Genomic DNA, 17,707 nt, shown 5'->3' with positions numbered 1-17,707 from the left:
TTCCAGCGGATCCCACGACCGGAGAGTCACCAGCGATGTCCTTCACCCAGCAGCACCAGCACCCCGCTCAGCCGCCGGCGGCCGGCGTGCAGTTGAACCACACCGCCGTGTACGCGAGCGACCGGTACCTGTCCGCCGAGTTCCTGGCCGTGGTCCTCGGCCTGGAGGTCGGCGCGCCGTTCGGGCCGTTCCTGCCCGTCGACCTCGGCAACGGCGTGACGCTCGACTACTACGAGAAGCGGGACGAGCCGATCCAGTCGCAGCACTACGCCTTCCTCGTTCCCGAGGAGCGGTTCGACGCCGTGATCGCCCGCCTGGAGGCGCTCGGGGTCACCTACTACGCCGACCCGGCCCATGCCGAACCCGGCCGGGTCAACACCCTGTTCGGTGGCCGCGGCGCGTACTTCGCCGACCCCGACGGCCACAACCTGGAGGTGATGACCCGGCCGTACGCGCGCCCGTAGTCCGCGCACCGGCCCGCCCCGCCGACCTGGTCTCCGGGCGGTCAGTGGCGGCCGGAGACCAGGTCGGCGAGGCGGGCGACGGGGGAGGTGCGGGGCCGGCCGGCGCGTTCCCGGGCGTCGGCGAAGTGGTAGGCGGCGTAGAGGCCGTGGACGCCGAGCCAGCGCAGCGGCTCGGGCTCCCACTTGCGGACGCGGTGGTCGACCCAGGGGAGGGCGGTCAGTTCGGTGTGCTCGCCGAGGACCAGGTCGCGCAGGGTGCGGGCGGCGAGGTTGGTGGTGGTCACGCCGCTGCCGACGTAGCCGCCCGCCCAGCCGAGACCCGAGGCGCGGTCCAGGGCCACCGTGCTGCACCAGTCCCGGGGCACCCCGAGCACGCCGGACCAGGCGTGCTCCACCGCGACGCCGCGCGCCGCGGGGAAGAACCGGGTGAGGATCCCGGCCAGCTGCTCGACCGTCCTCGGCGCGGTCGAGCCGTCGTTGTCGGTGCGCGAGCCGAAGCGGTACGGCACGCCGCGCCCGCCGATCGCGATCCGGTCGTCCGCGGTGCGCTGCGCGTACATGTAGGCGTGCGCGAAGTCGCCGAGCGTCTCGCGGCCGGCCCAGCCGGCCGACTCCCAGAACGAGGCGGGCAGCGGGGCGGTGACGATCATCGAGGAGTTCATCGGCAGCCAGGAGCGCTTCTCGCCGGGCAGGCCGGCGGTGAACCCCTCGGTGCAGCGCAGGACGTACCGCGCCGAGACGGTGCCGTGCTCGGTGACGGCCCGCGCCGGGGTCGTGCCCGCGGCCGGGTGGACGGCGGTGACCGCGGTCCGCTCGTACACCTCGACGCCGAGCCGTTCGGCGGCGGCGGCGAGGCCGCGGACCAGCTTGACCGGCTGCAGCCGGGCGCCGTGCGGCGTCCAGCTCGCGCCGAGCGCGCCGTCGACGGCGATCCGCCGGGCGGCCTCGGCGGCGGTGAGCCGCCGCACCCCGGTCTCGCCGTAGGCGTGCTCGGCCGCGACGAAGGCGTCCAGGCGCTCCAGCTGGGCGGGGGTGCGGGCGACCTCCAGGACGCCGCCCTTGACCTGGTCGGCGTCGATGCCCTCGGCGGCGCAGACCCGCAGCACCTCGTCCACCGAGGCGGTCATCGCCCGCTGCAGCGCGACCGCCCGTGCCTTGCCGTACCGCCGGGCGAAGGCGGAGCGGCCGGCGAAGCCGTTGTACAGCCAGCCGCCGTTGCGGCCGGAGGCGCCGTAGCCGCAGAAACGCTGCTCCAGCACGGCGATCCGCAGCGAGGGCTCGGCCCGCTTGAGGTAGTACGCCGTCCACAGACCGGTGTAGCCGCCGCCGACGACGGCGACGTCCACCTCGGTGGGGCCGTCCAGCGCGGGGCGCGGCGCGGTGGCGCCGAGGGCGGTGTGCCAGTGGGAGACACCGCCGTTGACGGTGGTGGGCGTGGTCACGTCGGAGCTGCTTCCGTCGGTGGGCGTTGCTCGGTGCGGGCACGCTATGACGCGGCTCCCACCTGCGGCAACGCCCAGGGTGTCAGGCCTGTGGCGCCGTTCCCGACACTCCGTCACCCGTCCCGGAGCCCTCAGGACGGCGCCAGGGCGGCATCAGGGGCGGCGTCAGGGTGGTGGCAGAACGGCGTCAGACGGCTTCCCCGGGGCGGACGGTGCGCATCCGGACCGCCGCGTAGACGCAGCCCGCCAGCGCCAGGTCGGAGAGGAGCATGAAGCCGATCGAATAGCTGCCCTGCGCGCTGTAGATCGCGCCCATCACCAGCGGGGGCACGAAGCCGCCGAGCCCGCCGATCGCGCCCACGATGCCGGTCACGCTGCCCACCTGGGTGACCGGGGTGACCTGGGCGACCAGGGCGAACACCGCTCCGCTGGTGGTGCCGAGGCCGACCGCCATCAGCAGGAAGGCGGTGGTGCCGACCGGGCTGAGGTCCGGGTCGAAGGCCTGGACGACGGCGAACAGCGCGGTCAGCGCCAGGGCCCAGGCGGTGACCACCGCCGGGTGGATCCGGTCGGACAGCCAGCCGCCGATCGGCCGGAAGAGAACGGTCACCAGCGCGAAGCCGGCCGCCTTGGTGCCGGCGTCGGTCGCCGACAGGTGGTACCAGGTCTTGAGGTACGTCGGGAGGTAGACGCCGAACGCCACGATCCCGCCGAAGCCGATCGCGTACAGCGCCGAGAGCTCCCACGTCACCCGCAGCCGCCCGGCCCGGGCGAGGCGCTCGGTGAGCGGGGAGGTCGGCACCACCCGGTCCGGGCGGTCGCGGATGAACAGCAGGGCGATCACCACGTACACCGCCAGCGCCCCGGCGAGGACCAGGAACGGCAGGTCGGGGTCCTGCTTCCACATCCGCGGGGTGAAGTACCCCGACAGGGCCACGCCGCCCATGCCCATGCCGAACACGCCGACGCCCAGGCCGCGCTTGTGCGGCGGGAACCACGAGTTCACCAGCGGCACGCCGATCGCGAAGGTCGTGCCGCCCAGGCCCAGCAGGAAGCCGACGGCGAGCAGCGCCCCGTACGAGTCGCGGGCCGGGATCAGCAGCAGCACCGGGACGATGGTCAGCCCCGAGACCAGCGGGAACATCAGCCGGGCCCCGTACCGGTCGGTCAGCGCGCCGACCGGCACCCGGCCGAGCGAACCGACCAGCACCGGCACCGCCACCAGCAGGGACTGCGCGAACGAGGACATGTGCAGCGTCTTGTCGAACTCGCCGGCGAGCGGCGCGATCAGGTTCCACGCCCAGAAGGTGAGGGTGAACCCGACCGTGGCGGTCACCAGGTCCACGTACGCGGTCGGCGACACCCGCTCCTGCACCGCGCTCGCCTTCGGCGACACCCGCTCGTCTGCGGCACTCACTGCGCGCCCCTCTCCGTCCACCGGTACGACCGCCCCATCACAGCAGCGGATCCCCGCCGGCCCCCGCGGCGCCGCACGGCCGTCCGGGTGGTCTCATGCGAACGGAGCAGTGGCGAGCGGGTCTTCGGCCGCCTCGCTGCCAGGATGTGTGCGCGGTCGGACGTCCGGGAGCGGACGGGCCGACCGCGTACGCCGACCGTCGGCCTGACCGGAGATGAGGACGTCAGCATGCCGCAGCAGGGAACTGTGAAGTGGTTCAACGCGGAGAAGGGATTCGGCTTCATCGCCCCCGACGCCGGAGGCCCGGACGTGTTCGTCCACTTCAGCGCCATCCAGACCTCGGGCTACCGCGGCCTGGAGGAGAACCAGCGCGTCGAGTTCGACGTGGTCGCCGGACCCAAGGGCCCGCAGGCGGAGCAGGTCGTCCCGCTCTGAGCCGCACCCCGTGAGCCGGTGCCCGGCCGCCCCCGACCCCCGGGACGGCCGGGCGTCCGGCTGTCAGCGGGCGCGGTGCGGGCCCAGGTGGTGGAGGACGCCGGCGAGCTGCTCGGGGGTGAGGGCCGGGGCGGGCAGCGGTGGGTGTGCGGGGGAGGGGCGCAGGCCGTCGAGGAACAGGGCGAGCGGGCGGCGCCAGGCGTCGGGCCCGACGGCGCCGGCGAGGGCCGGGACGGTGCGGCCGAGGGCGGCGAGGGCGAGCAGCAGGTCCTCGGTGGTGAGGTCGGCGCGGACGCTGCCCTGGTCGCGGCTGCGGCCGAGGAGCAGGCCGACGGTCTGCCGGTTGTGCTCGTGGACGGCCTGAAGGGCGGCGCTGTCCGGGAGGTGCGTGGTCATCAGGTCGTTGGTGCCGCGGTCGGCGGCCAGCGTCGCGAACACGTGGTGCAGGTAGTGGGTGAGCCCCTGCCAGGCGTCCTCGGCGGCCCGGGCCTGCTCGCCGGCGGCCTCGGTGGCGGCGAGCAGGTCGCCGAAGACGGCGTCGACGAGGGCGGCCCGGGTGGGGAAGTGCCGGTACAGGGTGGCGTTGCCGACGCCCGCGCGGCGGGCGATGACGTCGAGCGGCGCGTCCAGGCCCCGGTCGGCGAAGACCTGCCGGGCCGCGTCGAGCAGCAGCTCCCGGCTGCGCCGGGCGTCGCGCCGCAGCGGCGTGGCCGTCCCGTCGGTACCGGATCGGGTGACGCCGGCCATGCCGCTCCCTCGGTCGAGCGGGGAGTGTTCCCCGGTTCGGCTGCTATCCTCGCACGGAGATGAAACGGGGAGTGCTCCCCGTTTTGGAAGGGGGAGTGGGGACATGGACGGCACGGCACTGGTCCTGGGCGGCGGCGGACCGGTCGGCGGGGCGTGGCTCACCGGCGTCCTCGCCGGCCTCGCCGACGGCGGGGTCGACCCGGCCGCCGCCGACACCGTCATCGGCACCTCCGCCGGCGCGGTCTTCGGCTCCCGCCTGCTGGCCGGCGAGACACCGCGCGAGCTGTACGACCGTCAACTCGCCGGCCTCGACCGGGTCGACCTCGCCGTCACCGCGGCCCAGACCGTGCGCTACCTGTGGGCCGCGCTCGCCACCCGCGACCCCGAACGCTCCGCCACCCGCCTCGGCCGCGCCGCCCTCGACGCGCGCACCGACCCCGCCCACGACCTCCACGCCACCGTCCGCACCCTGCTGCGCGACGCCGGCGCCTGGCCGGACCGCCCCCTGCGGATCGCCGCCGTCGACGCGGAGAGCGGACAGGTCGAGGCCTTCGACGCGCACTCCGGCCTCCCGCTCGCCGACGCGGTCGCCGCCAGCTGCGCCGTCCCCCTGGTCTGGCCGCCCGCCACCGCCCTCGGCCGGCGCTGGATCGACGGCGGCACCCGCGCCACCGCCAACCTCCAACTCGCCGCCGGCCACCGCCAGGTGCTGGCCGTCGCCCCCGTCCCCACCGCCGTCGGACCGCACCCCGGCGCCCAGCAGCAGGCCGCCGAGCTGCGCGCCGGCGGCGCGTTCGTCACCCTGGTCGTCCCCGACGGCGGGGCCCGCCGCGCGATGGGCCGCGACCTCACCGCCGACGCCCGCCGCCCCGCCGCCGCCCGCGCCGGCCACCGCCAGGGCGCGGCCCTCGCCGCCGCCCTCGGCCGCACCTGGCCGACCGGCTGAGCGTGCACCGGGGGCCCGCGCCGCGGTGGGGTGCGGGTCGTCGGAGCCGGGCGGACCATGGGAAACGGTTCGTCAGCGGAAGGGGTGCAATGACGATGGCGCTGACATTTTCCCAAACTCTGTGGCCTGGCGAAGGACGCCGGCTTCGGCGGTGACGACATCCGCGTCGCCGGGGCGGTCGCGATGGCGGAGTCCGGCGGCCGACCGGACGCCGTCGGGGACAGCGCCCTGGTGAACAACACCTGGGGCCCGAGCATCGGCCTGTTCCAGATCCGCTCGCTCCCGACGTGCCGCAGAGCGGCGTCGACCCGCGGCCGTGGGTCTGCCTCGGGCAGTTGGAGCACGCCATCGCCGCCGACATCCCCGCGCCGACCGGCCACCGCTCGCCGTACTGGACGCAGGTCCTGCTGGTGGAGAAGGGGCTGGCGGGCGAGGGCCTGCTCGACAACGCGTACGTCGACGGCTCCTGGGGCACCCTGACGCTCAAGGCCTACGCGGACTGGCAGCACGCCCTCGGCTACCAGGGCGCGGACGCCGACGGCCACCCCGGCCGGACCTCGCTGCAGAAGCTCGCCGACAAGTACGGCTTCCGGGTGGGCAACTGACCGACCCCTGGCCGCCGCCCGGGTCGGGGCGGCGCGGGCGGCGGCCACCTCCGATTGGCGTACGGGTTGACCACCTGACATCCTCGTGCCACTGACACGACTTCGGGGGGACGGGATGGTCAGGCGACCTTTGGCTGCCGCGGTGGCGGTACTGCTGGTGATGACGCTGGCGGCGTGCGGGACCGGCGGGGGCAAGAAGAAGAAGCGGAACCGAGGCTCGAGCAGCACGAGCACCAGTACGCCCAGCAGCACCGCCAGCGGCAGAAGCGTCGACGTGACGGTCTCGCCGACGACCTTCACCACGGGCCGGGACCTGACGGTCAGCTTCTCCGGCTGCGGGTCCGCCGACACGGTGGAGTTCCGCTGGCGCGACGTGGGGACGGGCCGGAGCGGTGTCCTGGGCTCGCAGCGCTGCGCCGGCAGCACCGCGACGCTGGTGCTGCGCGGGTTCGCGGAGGCCTCGCCCGGGCACTGGGAGGTGACCGGCAAGGCCGCGCCGTCCGGCCTGTCCGACGTGGCCGCGCTGACCGTCCAGGCCCGCTGACCCCTGCTCACGCCGCGGCCGCACCGGGCGGTCCCGGTGCGGCCGCGGCGGGCGGTCCGGGTCAGGCGCCGGCGGCCACGGAGGTCAGCCAGGCGTTCCAGTCGGCCTCGTAGTCGAGCGAGGTGAGCAGGGTGCGCGCGGCGGCCCAGTTCCCGCTGCGGTAGTGGCCGAGCACGGCGGTGACGTCGGACGGGTGCTTCTCGATCATGTAACGGGTGGCCAGGTAGCCCCAGTTGTAGGTGCGGTTGGTGTCGGTGTTGGCGTACGTGGTGTCGAACAGGGTGCGCAGCGCGTACGTGTGCTTGCCGGCCTCGGCGACCGCGTTGGCGTAGGTGACGCCGCGGTAGGAGTAGGAGACGTACTCGGCGAAGCCCTCGCCCCACCAGACGGTCGGCGTGCTCTGGCTCGCGTTGAAGTCGCCGTACAGGTCGAAGCGGCCGTCGAGGTAGTGGGTGTACTCGTGGTTGAGGTTCCAGATCTGCCAGCCGGGGCTGACGTCGGTGCGCTCGTAGCAGATGAACCGCGGCTGGTTGCCGGCCTGCGAGGGGTCGCCCTCCAGGTACATGCCGCCGTTGTTGGTGTCGATGCCGTAGATCTTCCCGGCGTACGCCTTGTAGTCGGCGCTGGAGTTGAAGACGTCGACCTCGAGGGTGGTGTTGAGGTCGCCGGCGACCGGGCCGGGGTCGTGGACGATGCCGTGGAAGTAGGCGTCCTGGTTGGCCAGGCTGGTGCAGGTGGCGGTGAGCTGCGCGGAGGTCATTTCCTGCGCCCGGATCCGCAGCGACGGGCTGCAGGTGTAGGTGATCGGCAGGATGCGCGATTCGAGCCGGCTGCCGCCGGTGGGGGCGGCGCCGGGGGCGCCCTTGGCGGTGCCGTGGGCGGGGCGCTGGCCGGGGTCGGCGAGGGCGGACTGCTCGGTGGCGGGCGAGGGCTGGGCGGCGGCCTGGGCGACGGGGAGCAGGGGGGTCGCGACGGCGGCTATCAGCAGGGTCGTGGCGAGGGCACGCAAGAGTCACTCCTGGGGGAGGGAGCGGAGGGTCGTCCCGTCGGTGACGGGCTTGCGAAGTAAAATGGCACACGTCACATGGCTTTTCAATGCCGCGCGCAGAACCGGCTAGGGCACAGGCCGGCGGGGGACGGAGAGGCGGCGGACCAGGTCGGCCTCGGCGCGTTCGGCCGCCGGGTCGTGCCAGAAGTCGACCGGCACGCCGCGGATCCGGCGGCCGCGCGGGTCGAGGACCTGCCCGGCCAGCTTGAGCGGCCACAGGGTCACCGCCCGGTCGGTGACGGTGAGTTCGGGGAAGCGGGCGTACAGGCGGGCCTCGAAGGCGGGGATGTCCTGCACCGAGCGCAGCCAGACGGTCAGCAGCAGGTTGTGCGGCCCGGAGAGGGTGGCGCACAGCCGGGTCTCGCGCTGGGTCGGCAGCTGCGCGGTGATCCGGGCGGCCGCGTCCGGCGGCGCGACGCCCCACAGGGTCACCGAGACCGGCCAGCCGGACAGCGAGCGGGCCACCTCGCACCGGTACACCAGCGCCTCCTCGCGCTGGTAGCGCTCCAGCCGGCGGCGCACCGTGCTGGGGCTGGCACCGGCCCGCTCGGCGAGGTCCGCGGCGGGCATCCGGCAGTCCTCGGCGAGCAGCGAGAACAGCCGCAGGTCGAGCGGGTCGGCGGAGGACAGGCCCCGGCCGATCCCCGAACCGCCGCCCGGCGCGGTCTCGTCGAGGACGTCCCGGCCGCCGGGGGCGAGCCGGTCCAGGCGCCAGCGGCTGCCGACCGCGTGCACGGCGGAGGCGACCTGGGAGCGGGTCGCGGCCACGCCGGGCAGCGCCCCCAGCCGCAGACCGAGGTACCGGGCGAGCGCCGCCTGGTCGGGGAAGACCGCGGTGAGCACCAGGTCCCGGGAGCCGGTGACGTGGTCGACGGTGATCAGGTGCGGATCGTCCACGATCGCGGCGGCCACCTCGTGCAGTGCGCCCGCCACGCAGTCCACCTCGACGACCGCGACCAGCGGCGGCGTCGGCCCGATGCCGGCCGGGTGGCAGCTCAGCCAGGCGTGCCCGGCGTCGGTCAGGCGGCGCCAGCGCCGGGCGGCCGTGGTGGCGTCCACGCCGATCGCCGCGCCGATCCGCTCCCAGCGGGCGCGCGGCGCGGTCTGCAGCGCGGTGACCAGCTGGTGGTCCAGCTCGTCGAGAGCCTCGCCGGCGGTTTCCGGCACCCGGTAGGCCATGACTGACGCTTTCCTGCGGATCGGCGGGAACGGTGGTGCGGATCCCCACGATAGCGCGCATGTCCCTGCTGACCGACGCCCACGCCCTCGCCCCCGTCCTCACCGAGCTGCGGCACGCCCTGCACCGCGAACCCGAACTCGGCCTCGACCTCCCGCTCACCCAGGCCAAGGTGCTCGCCGCCCTCGACGGGCTCGGCCTGGAGATCACCACCGGCCGGGCGCTCAGCTCGGTCACCGCCGTGCTGCGCGGCGGACGGCCCGGCCCGGCCGTCCTGCTGCGCGGCGACATGGACGCGCTGCCCGTCCAGGAGGACACCGGTCTCCCGTACGCCTCGGCGCTGGACGGACGGATGCACGCCTGCGGCCACGACCTGCACACCGCCGGCCTGGTCGGCGCCGCGCACCTGCTGGCGGCCCGCCGGGCGGAGCTCGCCGGCGACGTGGTGCTGATGTTCCAGCCCGGCGAGGAGGGCCAGGGCGGCGCCCGGATCATGATCGAAGAGGGGGTGCTGGACGCGGCCGGCGAGCGGGTGGTCGCCGCGTACGCCCTGCACGTCGTCGCCCGGGACGCGCCGACCGGCTTCGCCGCGACCCGGCCCGGGCCGATGCTCGCCGCCTCCGACACCGTCCACGTCACCCTGCGCGGCGCCGGCGGCCACGGCTCCTCCCCGCACTCCGCCACCGACCCGGTACCCGCGCTGTGCGCCACCGTCACCGCGCTGCAGACCCTGGTCACCCGCGAGGTCGACATCTTCGACCCGGCCGTGGTCACCGTCGGCCGGATCGAGGCCGGCACCGCACCCAACGTCATCCCCGACACCGCGCGCCTGTCCGCCACCGTGCGGACCTTCTCCGACGCCTCGCGCGCCGCCGTCCGGACCTCCTTCGAGCGGACCGTGCACGGCACCGCCGCCGCGCACGGCGTCACCGCCGGGATCGAGTACGTCCACCAGTACCCGCCGACCGTCAACCACCCCGGCGAGGCCGCGTTCGCCCTCGACACCGGCCGCGAGGTGCTCGGCGCCGACCGGGTCCTCCCGCTGCCCACGCCGATGGCCGGCTCCGAGGACTTCTCCTTCGTCCTGCGCGAGGTGCCCGGCGCCTACCTCGGACTCGGCGCCTGCCCGCCCGGCACCGACCCCGCCACCGCGCCGATGAACCACTCCGCCCAGGCCCTCTACGACGACGCCGCGCTCCCGTACGCGGCCGCCCTGCTCGCCGGACTCGCCCTGCGCCGCCTGACCCCCGCCGCCACCGGACAGGAGTGACCGTGACCCGCACCCCCGAGGCCCCCGCGGGAGCCGCCGTCGGCGCCCTGGTCCTCTTCGAACTCACCAGCGGCGTCCTGCAGATCGGCATCACCCCGCTGCTGCCCGAACTCACCGCCCACCTCGGCATCGACGCGGCCGATGCCAGCTGGATCGTCTCCGTCCAGCTCCTCGCCGCCGCCGTCTGCGTCCCGCTGCTCGGCCGGCTCGGCGACCTCTACGGGCACCGGCGCATGCTGCGCGCCGCTCTCGCCCTGATCGCCGTCGGCAGCCTGGTGGTCGCCCTCGCCGACAGCCTGCCCGTGCTGCTCGCCGGACGGCTGCTGCAAGGACCGGTCGCCGCCCTGCTGCCGCTGGAGATGGCCCTGGTCCGCGACCGGCTGCCGGTCGCCGGCGCCCGCCGCGCGATCGCGCTGCTGGTCGGCTCGCTCGCGCTCGGCACGCTGCTCGGCGGCGTCTCCACCGGGCTGATCCACTCCGCCACCGGCTCGCTGCGGCTCACCCTGCTGGTCCCCGCGCTGCTCGCCGCCGCGTGCGTCGCCGTGGCGTTCCTGGCCGTCCCCGAGTCCTCGCGGCGGGCGGGCGGACGGGTCGACTGGCCGGGCGTCGCCCTGCTCGGCGCGGCCGTCACCGCGCTGCTCGCCGGCGTCGGCGGAGCGAAGGACGGCGCCTGGGGGAGCGCCGCGGTGATCGGCCCACTGCTGGCCGGCGGGCTGCTGCTGGCGGGCTGGACGGTGGTCGAACTGCGCACCGCCGAACCGCTGGTGGACCTGCGGGCGATGGCCGGCCGGGACGTCGCGCCGGTCTACCTGGCCGCCCTGCCGTTCGGCGTCTTCTACTTCGGCAGCCAGGCCCCCAACGCCACCTTCCTGGCCGCCGACCCGGCCGCCACCGGCTACGGCTTCGCGCTGTCCGCGCTCGCCATCGCCCTGGTCTCGCTGCCCGGCCACCTGGCCGCCGTCCTCGGCTCCTTCGCCACCGCCGCGGTCGCCGCCCGGATCGGCTACCGGACCACCCTGCTCGCCGCGTTCGCCGTGGTGGCCGCCGGCTTCCTCCAGTTCGCCCTGGTGCACGACGCCGTCTGGCAGTTCGCCGCCGGATCCGTCCTGCTCGGCCTCGGCGTGGGCCTCTCGCTGGGCGCCATGCCCACCGTGATCGTCGAGGCCTCCGACCCGACCCGCACCGGCGTCGCCGCCGCGCTCTACAACAACGTCAAGACCCTCGGCGGCGCCGTCGCCGGCGGTGCCTTCGCCGCGCTCCTCGGCTCCTTCGTCCGGCCCGCCACCGGACAGCCCGGCGAAGCCGGCTACCGGGCGGTCTGGCTGGTCGGCGCCCTGTGCGCGCTCGTCGCCGTCGCCCTGGTCGCCGCCACCCGGCGGCACACGGCCCTCCCCGGCGGACCGACCGCCGTCCCCGGCGGACCGATCGCCGAACGAGTGGACTCGCCAGGAAGCGAGGCGCGGCACGGGCTCTGACACGGCGTCCGGTGGCGATGCTGACCGTCCGAACCCGTGATCCGGAAGAGACGGAAACCCGACGTGCGCCGTACCCACCGCAGGCTGTTCGCCACGGCGATGCTGGTCGCCTCCGTCCTGGCCCCGGCCGCCGTCGGCCCCGCCGCGACGGTCCACGCCGCCGGTGCCCTGCGGCCCGTCCAGGCCGACTGCCGGCCCGGCGGGCCCGGCGGGCTCGGCCCCGAGTTCGACGCCGCGCTGGACGGCACCATCGAGCAGGTCCGCACCCGGGCGGGCGTCCCCGGCCTGGTCGTCGGCATCTGGATGCCCGGCAAGGGCTGCTACGTCCGCGCAACCGGCGTCGCCGACAAGACCACCGGCGCCCCGATGGCCACCGACGGCTACGTCCGCATCGGCAGCGAGACCAAGACCTTCACCGTCACCGCGCTCCTCGAACTCGTCGACGACCACCTCATCGGCCTCGACGACCCGATCGCCGAGTACATCGACGGCGTCCCGGGCGGCGATTGCATCACCCTGCGCCAGCTCGCCGAGATGCGCAGCGGTCTCTACCCGTACAGCTTCGACGCCGACTTCCAGCACGACCTGCTGAGCGACCCGCAGCGCACCTTCACCCCGCAGGAGGTGCTCGCGTACGGCTACAAGCACGACAACACCTTCGACCCGGGCGCGCAGTTCCAGTACTCCAACTCCAACCTGATCCTGCTCGGCCTGGTGGTCGAGAAGGTCAGCGGCCGGCCGCTCGCCGAGTTCATCCACGACCGGGTGCTGCGCCCGGCCCACCTGCGGCACACGCTCTTCCCGGTCGGCAACGAGTTCCCCGACCCGCACCCGCGCGGCTACACCGACCAGACGCTCAGCGGCGCCACCGAGGACGCCACCGACTGGAACCCCAGCTGGGCCTGGGCCGCCGGCTCGATGATCTCCGACCTGCAGGACCTGCGGCACTGGGCCGAGGTCGTCGCCACCGGCCGGCTGCTCAGCCCCGGGACCCAGGCCCAGCGGCTGAAGTTCCTGCCCACCGGCGTCCCCGGCACCAGCTACGGCCTCGGCATCCTGGAGACCGGCGGCTGGATCGGCCACAACGGCTCCATCCCCGGGTACGAGACGGTCACCGTCCACCTGCCCGCGCAGAAGGCCACCCTGGTCCTGATGATGAACACCGACTCCAGCAGCGGCGGCCAGGAGCCCTCCACCCTGATCGCCCGGGCGATCACGGAGATCATCACCCCGGACAACGTCTACGACGGCAGGGCCACCGCCCCGGAGGGGTGAGGTCAGCCGCTCACGGCCGGACGAACAGCAGATCGTCCGGCCGCAGGCGTGCGCGCGGACCCGCCGCGCGCAGCACCACGTCCAGCACCCGCGCCGGATCGGCGGCGTACGCGTGCGAGAACCACGCCATGTTGGCCTCCACCACCGCCCAGCGGTGGCCCGGGCGGTACGGGTCGAGCAGTTGGCCGACGTCCAGGACGACGGCGCTCGGCAGGGAGTCCCCGGCGGCGGCGAGCAGCCGGTCGACGAACGCGGTGATCTCCGCGGCGTCCGCCGAGCGCGGGTCGAGCGGTCGCGGGTCGAGCCGGCCGAACACCGCGTACCGGGCGGCCGTGGCGATCCGTCCGTCCAGCAGGAACAGCCGGTACTCGGCGGCGAAGGTCACCACCTCGGAGAGCAGGACCGGCGTCGCCGGATGCAGGTCCGAGGGGAACCGGGAGCCGTCGGCGTAGACCGCGGGCGGGAAGGACTTGTCGCGGGGCGGCTTGACGAAGGTCGGCCGGTCGAGCGCCCACACGTCCGCGGCCGTGGCCTCCACGATGTCACGACCCGTGAACTCCCGCGGCAGCTCGGCCAGCCAGCCGTCCGTCGGCTCCAGCAGCGCGAAGCCGAGCCGGTCCGCCAGCCGCGCACCCGCCACCGGCCCGCCGTACCAGTACGCCGGACCCCCGGCCGCCCCGACGTCCTCCGCCGCGCGGACCTCCATCCCGCGGGCCGCCGCCTCGACGGCCAGCAGCTCCATCGTCGACGTCCGCCGTCCGGGCATGACCAGCACCGCGATCCCCTCCTCGTTCTCCGTTCCGCAGAGCCGCCAGCCTGAACTGCCGCTCCCGGTGCCCGCAACCGGGTATCCGGCCGGGTCGGTCGTGGGTAGGCCCCGAACGGCGCCGCAGGGAACCGGGTTCCTTGCGGCGCCGTTCGGGAGTCGGGTCTGCCGGTCGTCAGCGGGGCTGGCCCCAGTCGAGGCGGGTGTTGCTGCCGTCGTCGTTGCGGAGCTGGAACTGGGCGGTGGAGGGGCGCCAGATGCCGATGTTGCCGTTGTTCGTGCCGTTGCCGCCGTCCCAGTTGGCGGAGACGGGGATGTCGCCGTTCTGGCCCCAGGAGATCTTGGTGAGGCTTCCGTCGTCGTTGCGGAGGTGGAACTCGCCGGTGGAGGGGCGCCAGATGCCGATGTTCTCGGCGGGGCCGCCGTCCCAGTTCCCGGAGACGGGGATGTCGCCGGCCTGGCCCCAGGAGATCTTGGTGAGGGAGCCGTCGTCCATGCGGAGGTGGAACTCGCCGGTGGAGGGGCGCCAGATGCCGACGTTGGCGGGGCCGCCGTCCCAGTTCCCGGAGACGGGGATGTCGCCGGCCTGGCCCCAGTCGACCTTGGTGATGCCGCCGTCGTCGTTGCGCAGGTGGAACTGGCCGGTGGAGGGGCGCCAGATGCCCACGTTGTCCGCCGGGCCGCCGTCCCAGTTGCCCGCCACCGGGTAGTCACCGGCCAGCCAGGCAGCGTCGATGATGTTGTTGTAGCGCAGCCCGAAGTACCCGGCGTTCCCGTAGCCGCCGATGGTGCCGGTCCCCTTGGTCATGTCGTCGTTCGAGTTGGCCTCGGAGATGAAGGCGAACTGTCCGCTGGACTTGTCGATCCAGTGGTCGAAGAGGACGATGTGCGACCCGTACGGGCTGTTGCCGTCGTGGGGGTCGTTGTCGAGGGCATCTCCGGGCTGGAGGTCGGTCAGCGCGATCCGGGTGGTCAGAGACCGTACATCCAAGGTGTCAGTGGTTTCGCTGTTGTTCAGGTGCCAGGCCATCGAGACGAAGCCGGAGCAGTCCTGGCGGTAGTTCTTCCCGCCGAGGTCGGTGGTCCAGGCCTGCTGGTCGTACGGGACCTGGCGGTTGTACCAGTCATTGGCCCGGGTGAGCACTTCGTCACGGCTGATCGTGCCGCCCACCGACGAGGCGGCGTGCGCGCTGCCGGTGGTGAAGGCCGTCCCGGCGATGATGCCGGAGGCGGCGATGGCGGTGGCGAGGGCGGTGCGGGTCAGCTTGGCGATCCTGGAAGAAGGCATGGCGGAGCTCCTTGGGTGTAGGCGTGCGGAGGCCTCGGCGGGGCGAGGCGGGTGACGTGCGGGAGGGTGCAACGCCCTGGAGGGCGGCGGGGGTTCAGCGCACGGTGCGGGTGGACGCCGCTGGTGGGGCGGGTGGCAGGTAGCGCTGGTGGAGGCGCGGCGAGGCCTGGTGGCAGCGGATCAGCAGGGCTGAGGCTCGCTGCAGGGCGCTGGGCGCGGTGGGGTCGGGCGGGGTGCGGCTGAGCAGGTAGAGCAGGAGGTCGACCCGGTCGGGCTCGATGGTGGCGCCGGCGTGTTCGAGGCCGTCGTCGGGGGTCGCGTGCGCCCAGAGGGCGTCGATGATCTCGGCCGCCTCGCCGGTCCCGCGCGGCGCGGACGTTCCGCGGCGCATCAGGCTGGCGTAGACGATGTCCATGCCGGGGTCAGCCCCAGGTGAGGTTGTCGGACGAGACGGTGGCGGCCGGAGCGGGGGACTCCGCGGTCGCGGCGACGGGCGCCGGGTCGGCGGCCGCGACGGCGGCGGGCAGGAGGGCGGAGCCCAGGGCGAGAGCGGCGACCGCGGTGGCCTGGGCGATGCGGGTGCGGATCATGGCGGCATTCCTTCGGTGGGGTGGGACGGGCGGCGTGGTCCTCGCCGTTGTCGCGTCCCGCGGTTGACGCGTCTTCCGGCTGCCGTTCGGGGCTGTTCCCTTCCGGCGATCACTAGCTTCGCCGCCTGCGGCCTGCGTCGGAAGGCCTTCCCGGTGGCGCCAAGTCGCCTGGCGCCATCACGACAGATCCTCAGGCGCGCGTCGTGGACGGAATATCCTGTTGCGTGACGGTCCGTCATGCGCTGGAACAGCGGCGATGCCCTCCGGTCGGGTCGACCGGAGGGCATCGTGGTGTCGGGGTCAGGAGAGGAGCGCAGGCCGGAGGATTTGTGTGCACCACTGCTCGAAGGTGGTGGGCGAGGCGGTGCGCGCGGTGCGCGCGGTGCGGGCGACGCCGGAGTCGAGGACCTCGTCCTTGGCCCGCTTCATCTCGACGACACCCCGGACGAGCTCCTCGTTCAGACCGAAGCCGACGAGGGCGGTGTGCAGCTCGTCCAGCGGCTGGCGCGCGTAGCGGACGGATCGGTCGAGCTGTTCGGTCATGATGCGGGCGAGGCCGTCGGGGGAGAGGTCCTGCGGGCCGGGGGCGGGGACGTCGGTGGTGCCGGTCCAGGAGCGGTCGAGCAGCAGGTCGGTGGCGACGGCGGCGATGCCGGCGACGGTGACGAGGGGTACCTTCCGGCGGGCGTCGAGGGTGTCGGCCCAGAGGCCCTTCTCACGGATGGAGTCGACCTCTTCCAGGAGGTTCTCGAAGAAGGACGGGTTGGCGAGAGCCCGGTACGCGACCCCGCTGCCGGCGATCAGGTCGTCCACGGCGAGCGAGGTGGTGACGAGGTCGGCCCGGGCGGCGAGCGGTGTGGTGCGGCCGAGCGCGGACCCGCCGACGGCGTGGCCGGCCCCGTGGGCGGCGAGCGCGGTGACGGCGGGTCGGATGTGAAGGCGAGGTACGCGTCGTGGGGGTGAGGAGGCATCCGGGAGCAGACACCCGGGACGCCGACACGCTCGGGCTGCGGCTCCTCGACATCCCGCTGACGCTGCCCCCGCTGACCATCGGCATGGCGTGGCACCCGCGGCACACCGCCGACGGCGCGCACCGCTGGCTCCGCGATGCCGTCCGGCGGACGCTCTGCATGTCCTCGGCCGCCGTCGACCCGGTGTGACGCGGCCCGGACGGACCCGTAGGGGCGCCGTTCCGGGTTCGATCAGAGCCAGCCCCGCTGGGCCGCCTTGATGCCGGCCTCGAAGCGGCTGGCCGCGTCGAGCCGTTCCATGATGGAGGACATCAGGCGGCTGACGGTCCGTGGGGAGACGCCGAGACGCTGGCTGGCGGCGTCGTCGGTGAGGCCGGTGCCGAGCAGGCGGAGCAGTTCGCGTTCGGTGCCGGTGAGGCCGGTGGCGGGATCGCCGGCGCCGACTGCGCCGAGCGGGACGGCGGTGGACCAGGCCTGGTCGAAGAGGTCGAGCAGGGCGCCGAGGATGCCGGGCTCGGTGACGTGCAGGGCGCCCTTGCGGGTGTCGGCCGGGTCGATGGGCACCAGCGCCTGGGTGCGGTCGACGACCACGAGGCGCTGCGGGATGACGGGCGCGGTCCGGACCTCGCTGCCGAGGCCGAGGAGCCAATGGGCGTACGCGGTGGTGTGGGTGTCGTTGCGGACTGCGTCTTGGTAGAGGGACTTGATGGTGACGCCCCGCGCGATCGCGGCGGCGTTGGCGGGACGCCCGGCCGCTAGGTCCTCCGGTTTCATGCCGGCGCCGGGGTGGACGCCGAGGACCTCGCACCGGGCGGCGTGGCCCATCTGTTCCAGCCGGTGCTGGATGGCGTCCATGCCGAGCAGGCGCTCGCCGTGCCCGGCGTGCCGGTCGGCCCGGTCGGCGACCATCCGGGTGACCGCTGCCCGGGAGGCCGCCAAAGCGGCCTGGCGGGCAGCGAGTTCGGCCTCCTGGCGGGCCAGCATGTCGGCGAGGCCGATCTCGGGGCTCACCGCGCGCATCTGTCCGGGGTGCTCGCTGGACGGGTGGACGAGCAGGAGTGCGGTGAGTTCGTCGAGGCACTCGTGGATCTGATGCGGCGACAGGGCGCAGGCGGACGCCAGCCCTTCGACGCCTTGGCCGGGGTGGTCGAGCATCGCCTGGTAGACGGCTTCCGCCGTCGCGGTCAGGCCCAACGTCTCCAGCACGGTGCCATCCCCCATCGAAACAGTCCGCCCCCCGGCGGCAA

At 74.4% G+C, this 17,707-nt stretch carries 18 protein-coding genes and 3 pseudogenes; 10 read left to right on the top strand and 11 right to left on the bottom strand.

Features of this window, described 5'->3' with window-relative positions:
- The first annotated feature begins 35 nt into the window (after window positions 1–35).
- Window positions 36–464: a VOC family protein gene (locus tag ABEB06_RS02420; RefSeq protein WP_345695084.1), complete on the top strand. Its 429-nt coding sequence runs from the start codon at window positions 36–38 to the stop codon at window positions 462–464.
- Window positions 465–505: 41 nt separating this feature from the next.
- Here ABEB06_RS02420 and ABEB06_RS02415 read toward each other — a convergent pair whose 3' ends face one another.
- Together ABEB06_RS02415 and ABEB06_RS02410 are read right to left on the bottom strand one after the other, a co-directional pair.
- Window positions 506–1,906: an NAD(P)/FAD-dependent oxidoreductase gene (locus ABEB06_RS02415; protein ID WP_345695083.1), complete on the bottom strand. Its 1,401-nt coding sequence runs from the start codon at window positions 1,904–1,906 to the stop codon at window positions 506–508.
- Between the two features lie 187 nt (window positions 1,907–2,093).
- Window positions 2,094–3,302 carry a nitrate/nitrite transporter gene (locus tag ABEB06_RS02410; RefSeq protein WP_345701719.1) on the bottom strand — a complete coding sequence of 403 codons (1,209 nt, stop codon included), beginning with the start codon at window positions 3,300–3,302 and terminating at the stop codon, window positions 2,094–2,096.
- Between the two features lie 249 nt (window positions 3,303–3,551).
- On the opposite strand from ABEB06_RS02410, the gene ABEB06_RS02405 reads away from it, so the two are divergent.
- Entirely contained in the window at window positions 3,552–3,758 is a 207-nt protein-coding gene (locus ABEB06_RS02405; protein WP_345695082.1) for a cold-shock protein, read from the top strand.
- A 63-nt stretch (window positions 3,759–3,821) separates the two neighbouring features.
- Here ABEB06_RS02405 and ABEB06_RS02400 read toward each other — a convergent pair whose 3' ends face one another.
- Window positions 3,822–4,505: a TetR/AcrR family transcriptional regulator gene (locus ABEB06_RS02400; RefSeq protein WP_345695081.1), complete on the bottom strand. Its 684-nt coding sequence runs from the start codon at window positions 4,503–4,505 to the stop codon at window positions 3,822–3,824.
- A 103-nt stretch (window positions 4,506–4,608) separates the two neighbouring features.
- Between ABEB06_RS02400 and ABEB06_RS02395 the strand changes: the two genes are divergently transcribed.
- The 4 genes and pseudogenes from ABEB06_RS02395 (at window position 4,609) to ABEB06_RS02380 (ending at window position 6,600) form a co-directional block, all read left to right on the top strand.
- Window positions 4,609–5,451 carry a patatin-like phospholipase family protein gene (locus tag ABEB06_RS02395; RefSeq protein ID WP_345695080.1) on the top strand — a complete coding sequence of 281 codons (843 nt, stop codon included), beginning with the start codon at window positions 4,609–4,611 and terminating at the stop codon, window positions 5,449–5,451.
- Between the two features lie 183 nt (window positions 5,452–5,634).
- Window positions 5,635–5,691: pseudogene (locus tag ABEB06_RS02390) on the top strand (hypothetical protein); the annotation flags it as partial.
- A 47-nt stretch (window positions 5,692–5,738) separates the two neighbouring features.
- Window positions 5,739–6,056 (top strand): hypothetical protein, encoded by a 318-nt coding sequence (locus ABEB06_RS02385; protein WP_345702119.1) that lies wholly within the window; start codon window positions 5,739–5,741, stop codon window positions 6,054–6,056.
- Between the two features lie 142 nt (window positions 6,057–6,198).
- Window positions 6,199–6,600 (top strand): hypothetical protein, encoded by a 402-nt coding sequence (locus ABEB06_RS02380; RefSeq protein WP_345695079.1) that lies wholly within the window; start codon window positions 6,199–6,201, stop codon window positions 6,598–6,600.
- A gap of 67 nt (window positions 6,601–6,667) precedes the next feature.
- On the opposite strand, the pseudogene ABEB06_RS02375 reads toward ABEB06_RS02380, so the two are convergent.
- Both ABEB06_RS02375 and ABEB06_RS02370 read right to left on the bottom strand, forming a co-directional pair.
- A pseudogene (locus ABEB06_RS02375) lies at window positions 6,668–7,432 on the bottom strand (collagenase); the annotation flags it as partial.
- Between the two features lie 282 nt (window positions 7,433–7,714).
- Window positions 7,715–8,827 carry an Lrp/AsnC family transcriptional regulator gene (locus ABEB06_RS02370; protein ID WP_345695078.1) on the bottom strand — a complete coding sequence of 371 codons (1,113 nt, stop codon included), beginning with the start codon at window positions 8,825–8,827 and terminating at the stop codon, window positions 7,715–7,717.
- Between the two features lie 59 nt (window positions 8,828–8,886).
- Between ABEB06_RS02370 and ABEB06_RS02365 the strand changes: the two genes are divergently transcribed.
- From ABEB06_RS02365 to ABEB06_RS02355, 3 genes are all read left to right on the top strand, one after another.
- Entirely contained in the window at window positions 8,887–10,095 is a 1,209-nt protein-coding gene (locus tag ABEB06_RS02365) for a M20 metallopeptidase family protein (RefSeq protein WP_345695077.1), read from the top strand.
- A 2-nt stretch (window positions 10,096–10,097) separates the two neighbouring features.
- Window positions 10,098–11,570: an MFS transporter gene (locus ABEB06_RS02360; RefSeq protein ID WP_345695076.1), complete on the top strand. Its 1,473-nt coding sequence runs from the start codon at window positions 10,098–10,100 to the stop codon at window positions 11,568–11,570.
- A gap of 63 nt (window positions 11,571–11,633) precedes the next feature.
- Window positions 11,634–12,845: a serine hydrolase domain-containing protein gene (locus ABEB06_RS02355; protein WP_345695075.1), complete on the top strand. Its 1,212-nt coding sequence runs from the start codon at window positions 11,634–11,636 to the stop codon at window positions 12,843–12,845.
- Window positions 12,846–12,855: 10 nt separating this feature from the next.
- On the opposite strand, the gene ABEB06_RS02350 is transcribed toward ABEB06_RS02355, so the two are convergent.
- From ABEB06_RS02350 to ABEB06_RS02330, 5 genes are all read right to left on the bottom strand, one after another.
- A complete protein-coding gene (locus tag ABEB06_RS02350; protein WP_345701718.1) occupies window positions 12,856–13,587 on the bottom strand; it encodes an ATP-grasp domain-containing protein in 732 nt (243 codons plus the stop codon).
- A gap of 199 nt (window positions 13,588–13,786) precedes the next feature.
- On the bottom strand, window positions 13,787–14,899 hold the full coding sequence (locus tag ABEB06_RS02345) for a hypothetical protein (RefSeq protein WP_345695074.1): 1,113 nt from the start codon (window positions 14,897–14,899) through the stop codon (window positions 13,787–13,789).
- 94 nt (window positions 14,900–14,993) lie between these two features.
- A complete protein-coding gene (locus tag ABEB06_RS02340; protein WP_345695073.1) occupies window positions 14,994–15,314 on the bottom strand; it encodes a hypothetical protein in 321 nt (106 codons plus the stop codon).
- A gap of 7 nt (window positions 15,315–15,321) precedes the next feature.
- Entirely contained in the window at window positions 15,322–15,489 is a 168-nt protein-coding gene (locus ABEB06_RS02335; protein WP_345695072.1) for a hypothetical protein, read from the bottom strand.
- A 300-nt stretch (window positions 15,490–15,789) separates the two neighbouring features.
- Entirely contained in the window at window positions 15,790–16,302 is a 513-nt protein-coding gene (locus tag ABEB06_RS02330) for a Rossmann-fold NAD(P)-binding domain-containing protein (protein WP_345695071.1), read from the bottom strand.
- A 179-nt stretch (window positions 16,303–16,481) separates the two neighbouring features.
- Here ABEB06_RS02330 and ABEB06_RS02325 point away from each other — a divergent pair.
- Window positions 16,482–16,649 (top strand): annotated as a pseudogene (locus tag ABEB06_RS02325) (LysR family transcriptional regulator); the annotation flags it as partial.
- Between the two features lie 42 nt (window positions 16,650–16,691).
- On the opposite strand, the gene ABEB06_RS02320 reads toward ABEB06_RS02325, so the two are convergent.
- Complete coding sequence (locus ABEB06_RS02320) at window positions 16,692–17,681, bottom strand: LuxR C-terminal-related transcriptional regulator (protein WP_345695070.1); 990 nt, start codon at window positions 17,679–17,681, stop codon at window positions 16,692–16,694.
- Window positions 17,682–17,707: the final 26 nt, after the last annotated feature.

This window comes from Kitasatospora terrestris (genome assembly GCF_039542905.1).
In the GTDB taxonomy this organism is placed as follows: domain Bacteria; phylum Actinomycetota; class Actinomycetes; order Streptomycetales; family Streptomycetaceae; genus Kitasatospora; species Kitasatospora terrestris.
Note: the sequence above shows the minus strand (reverse complement) of the source record. Positions and strands in the feature narration are given on the sequence as shown.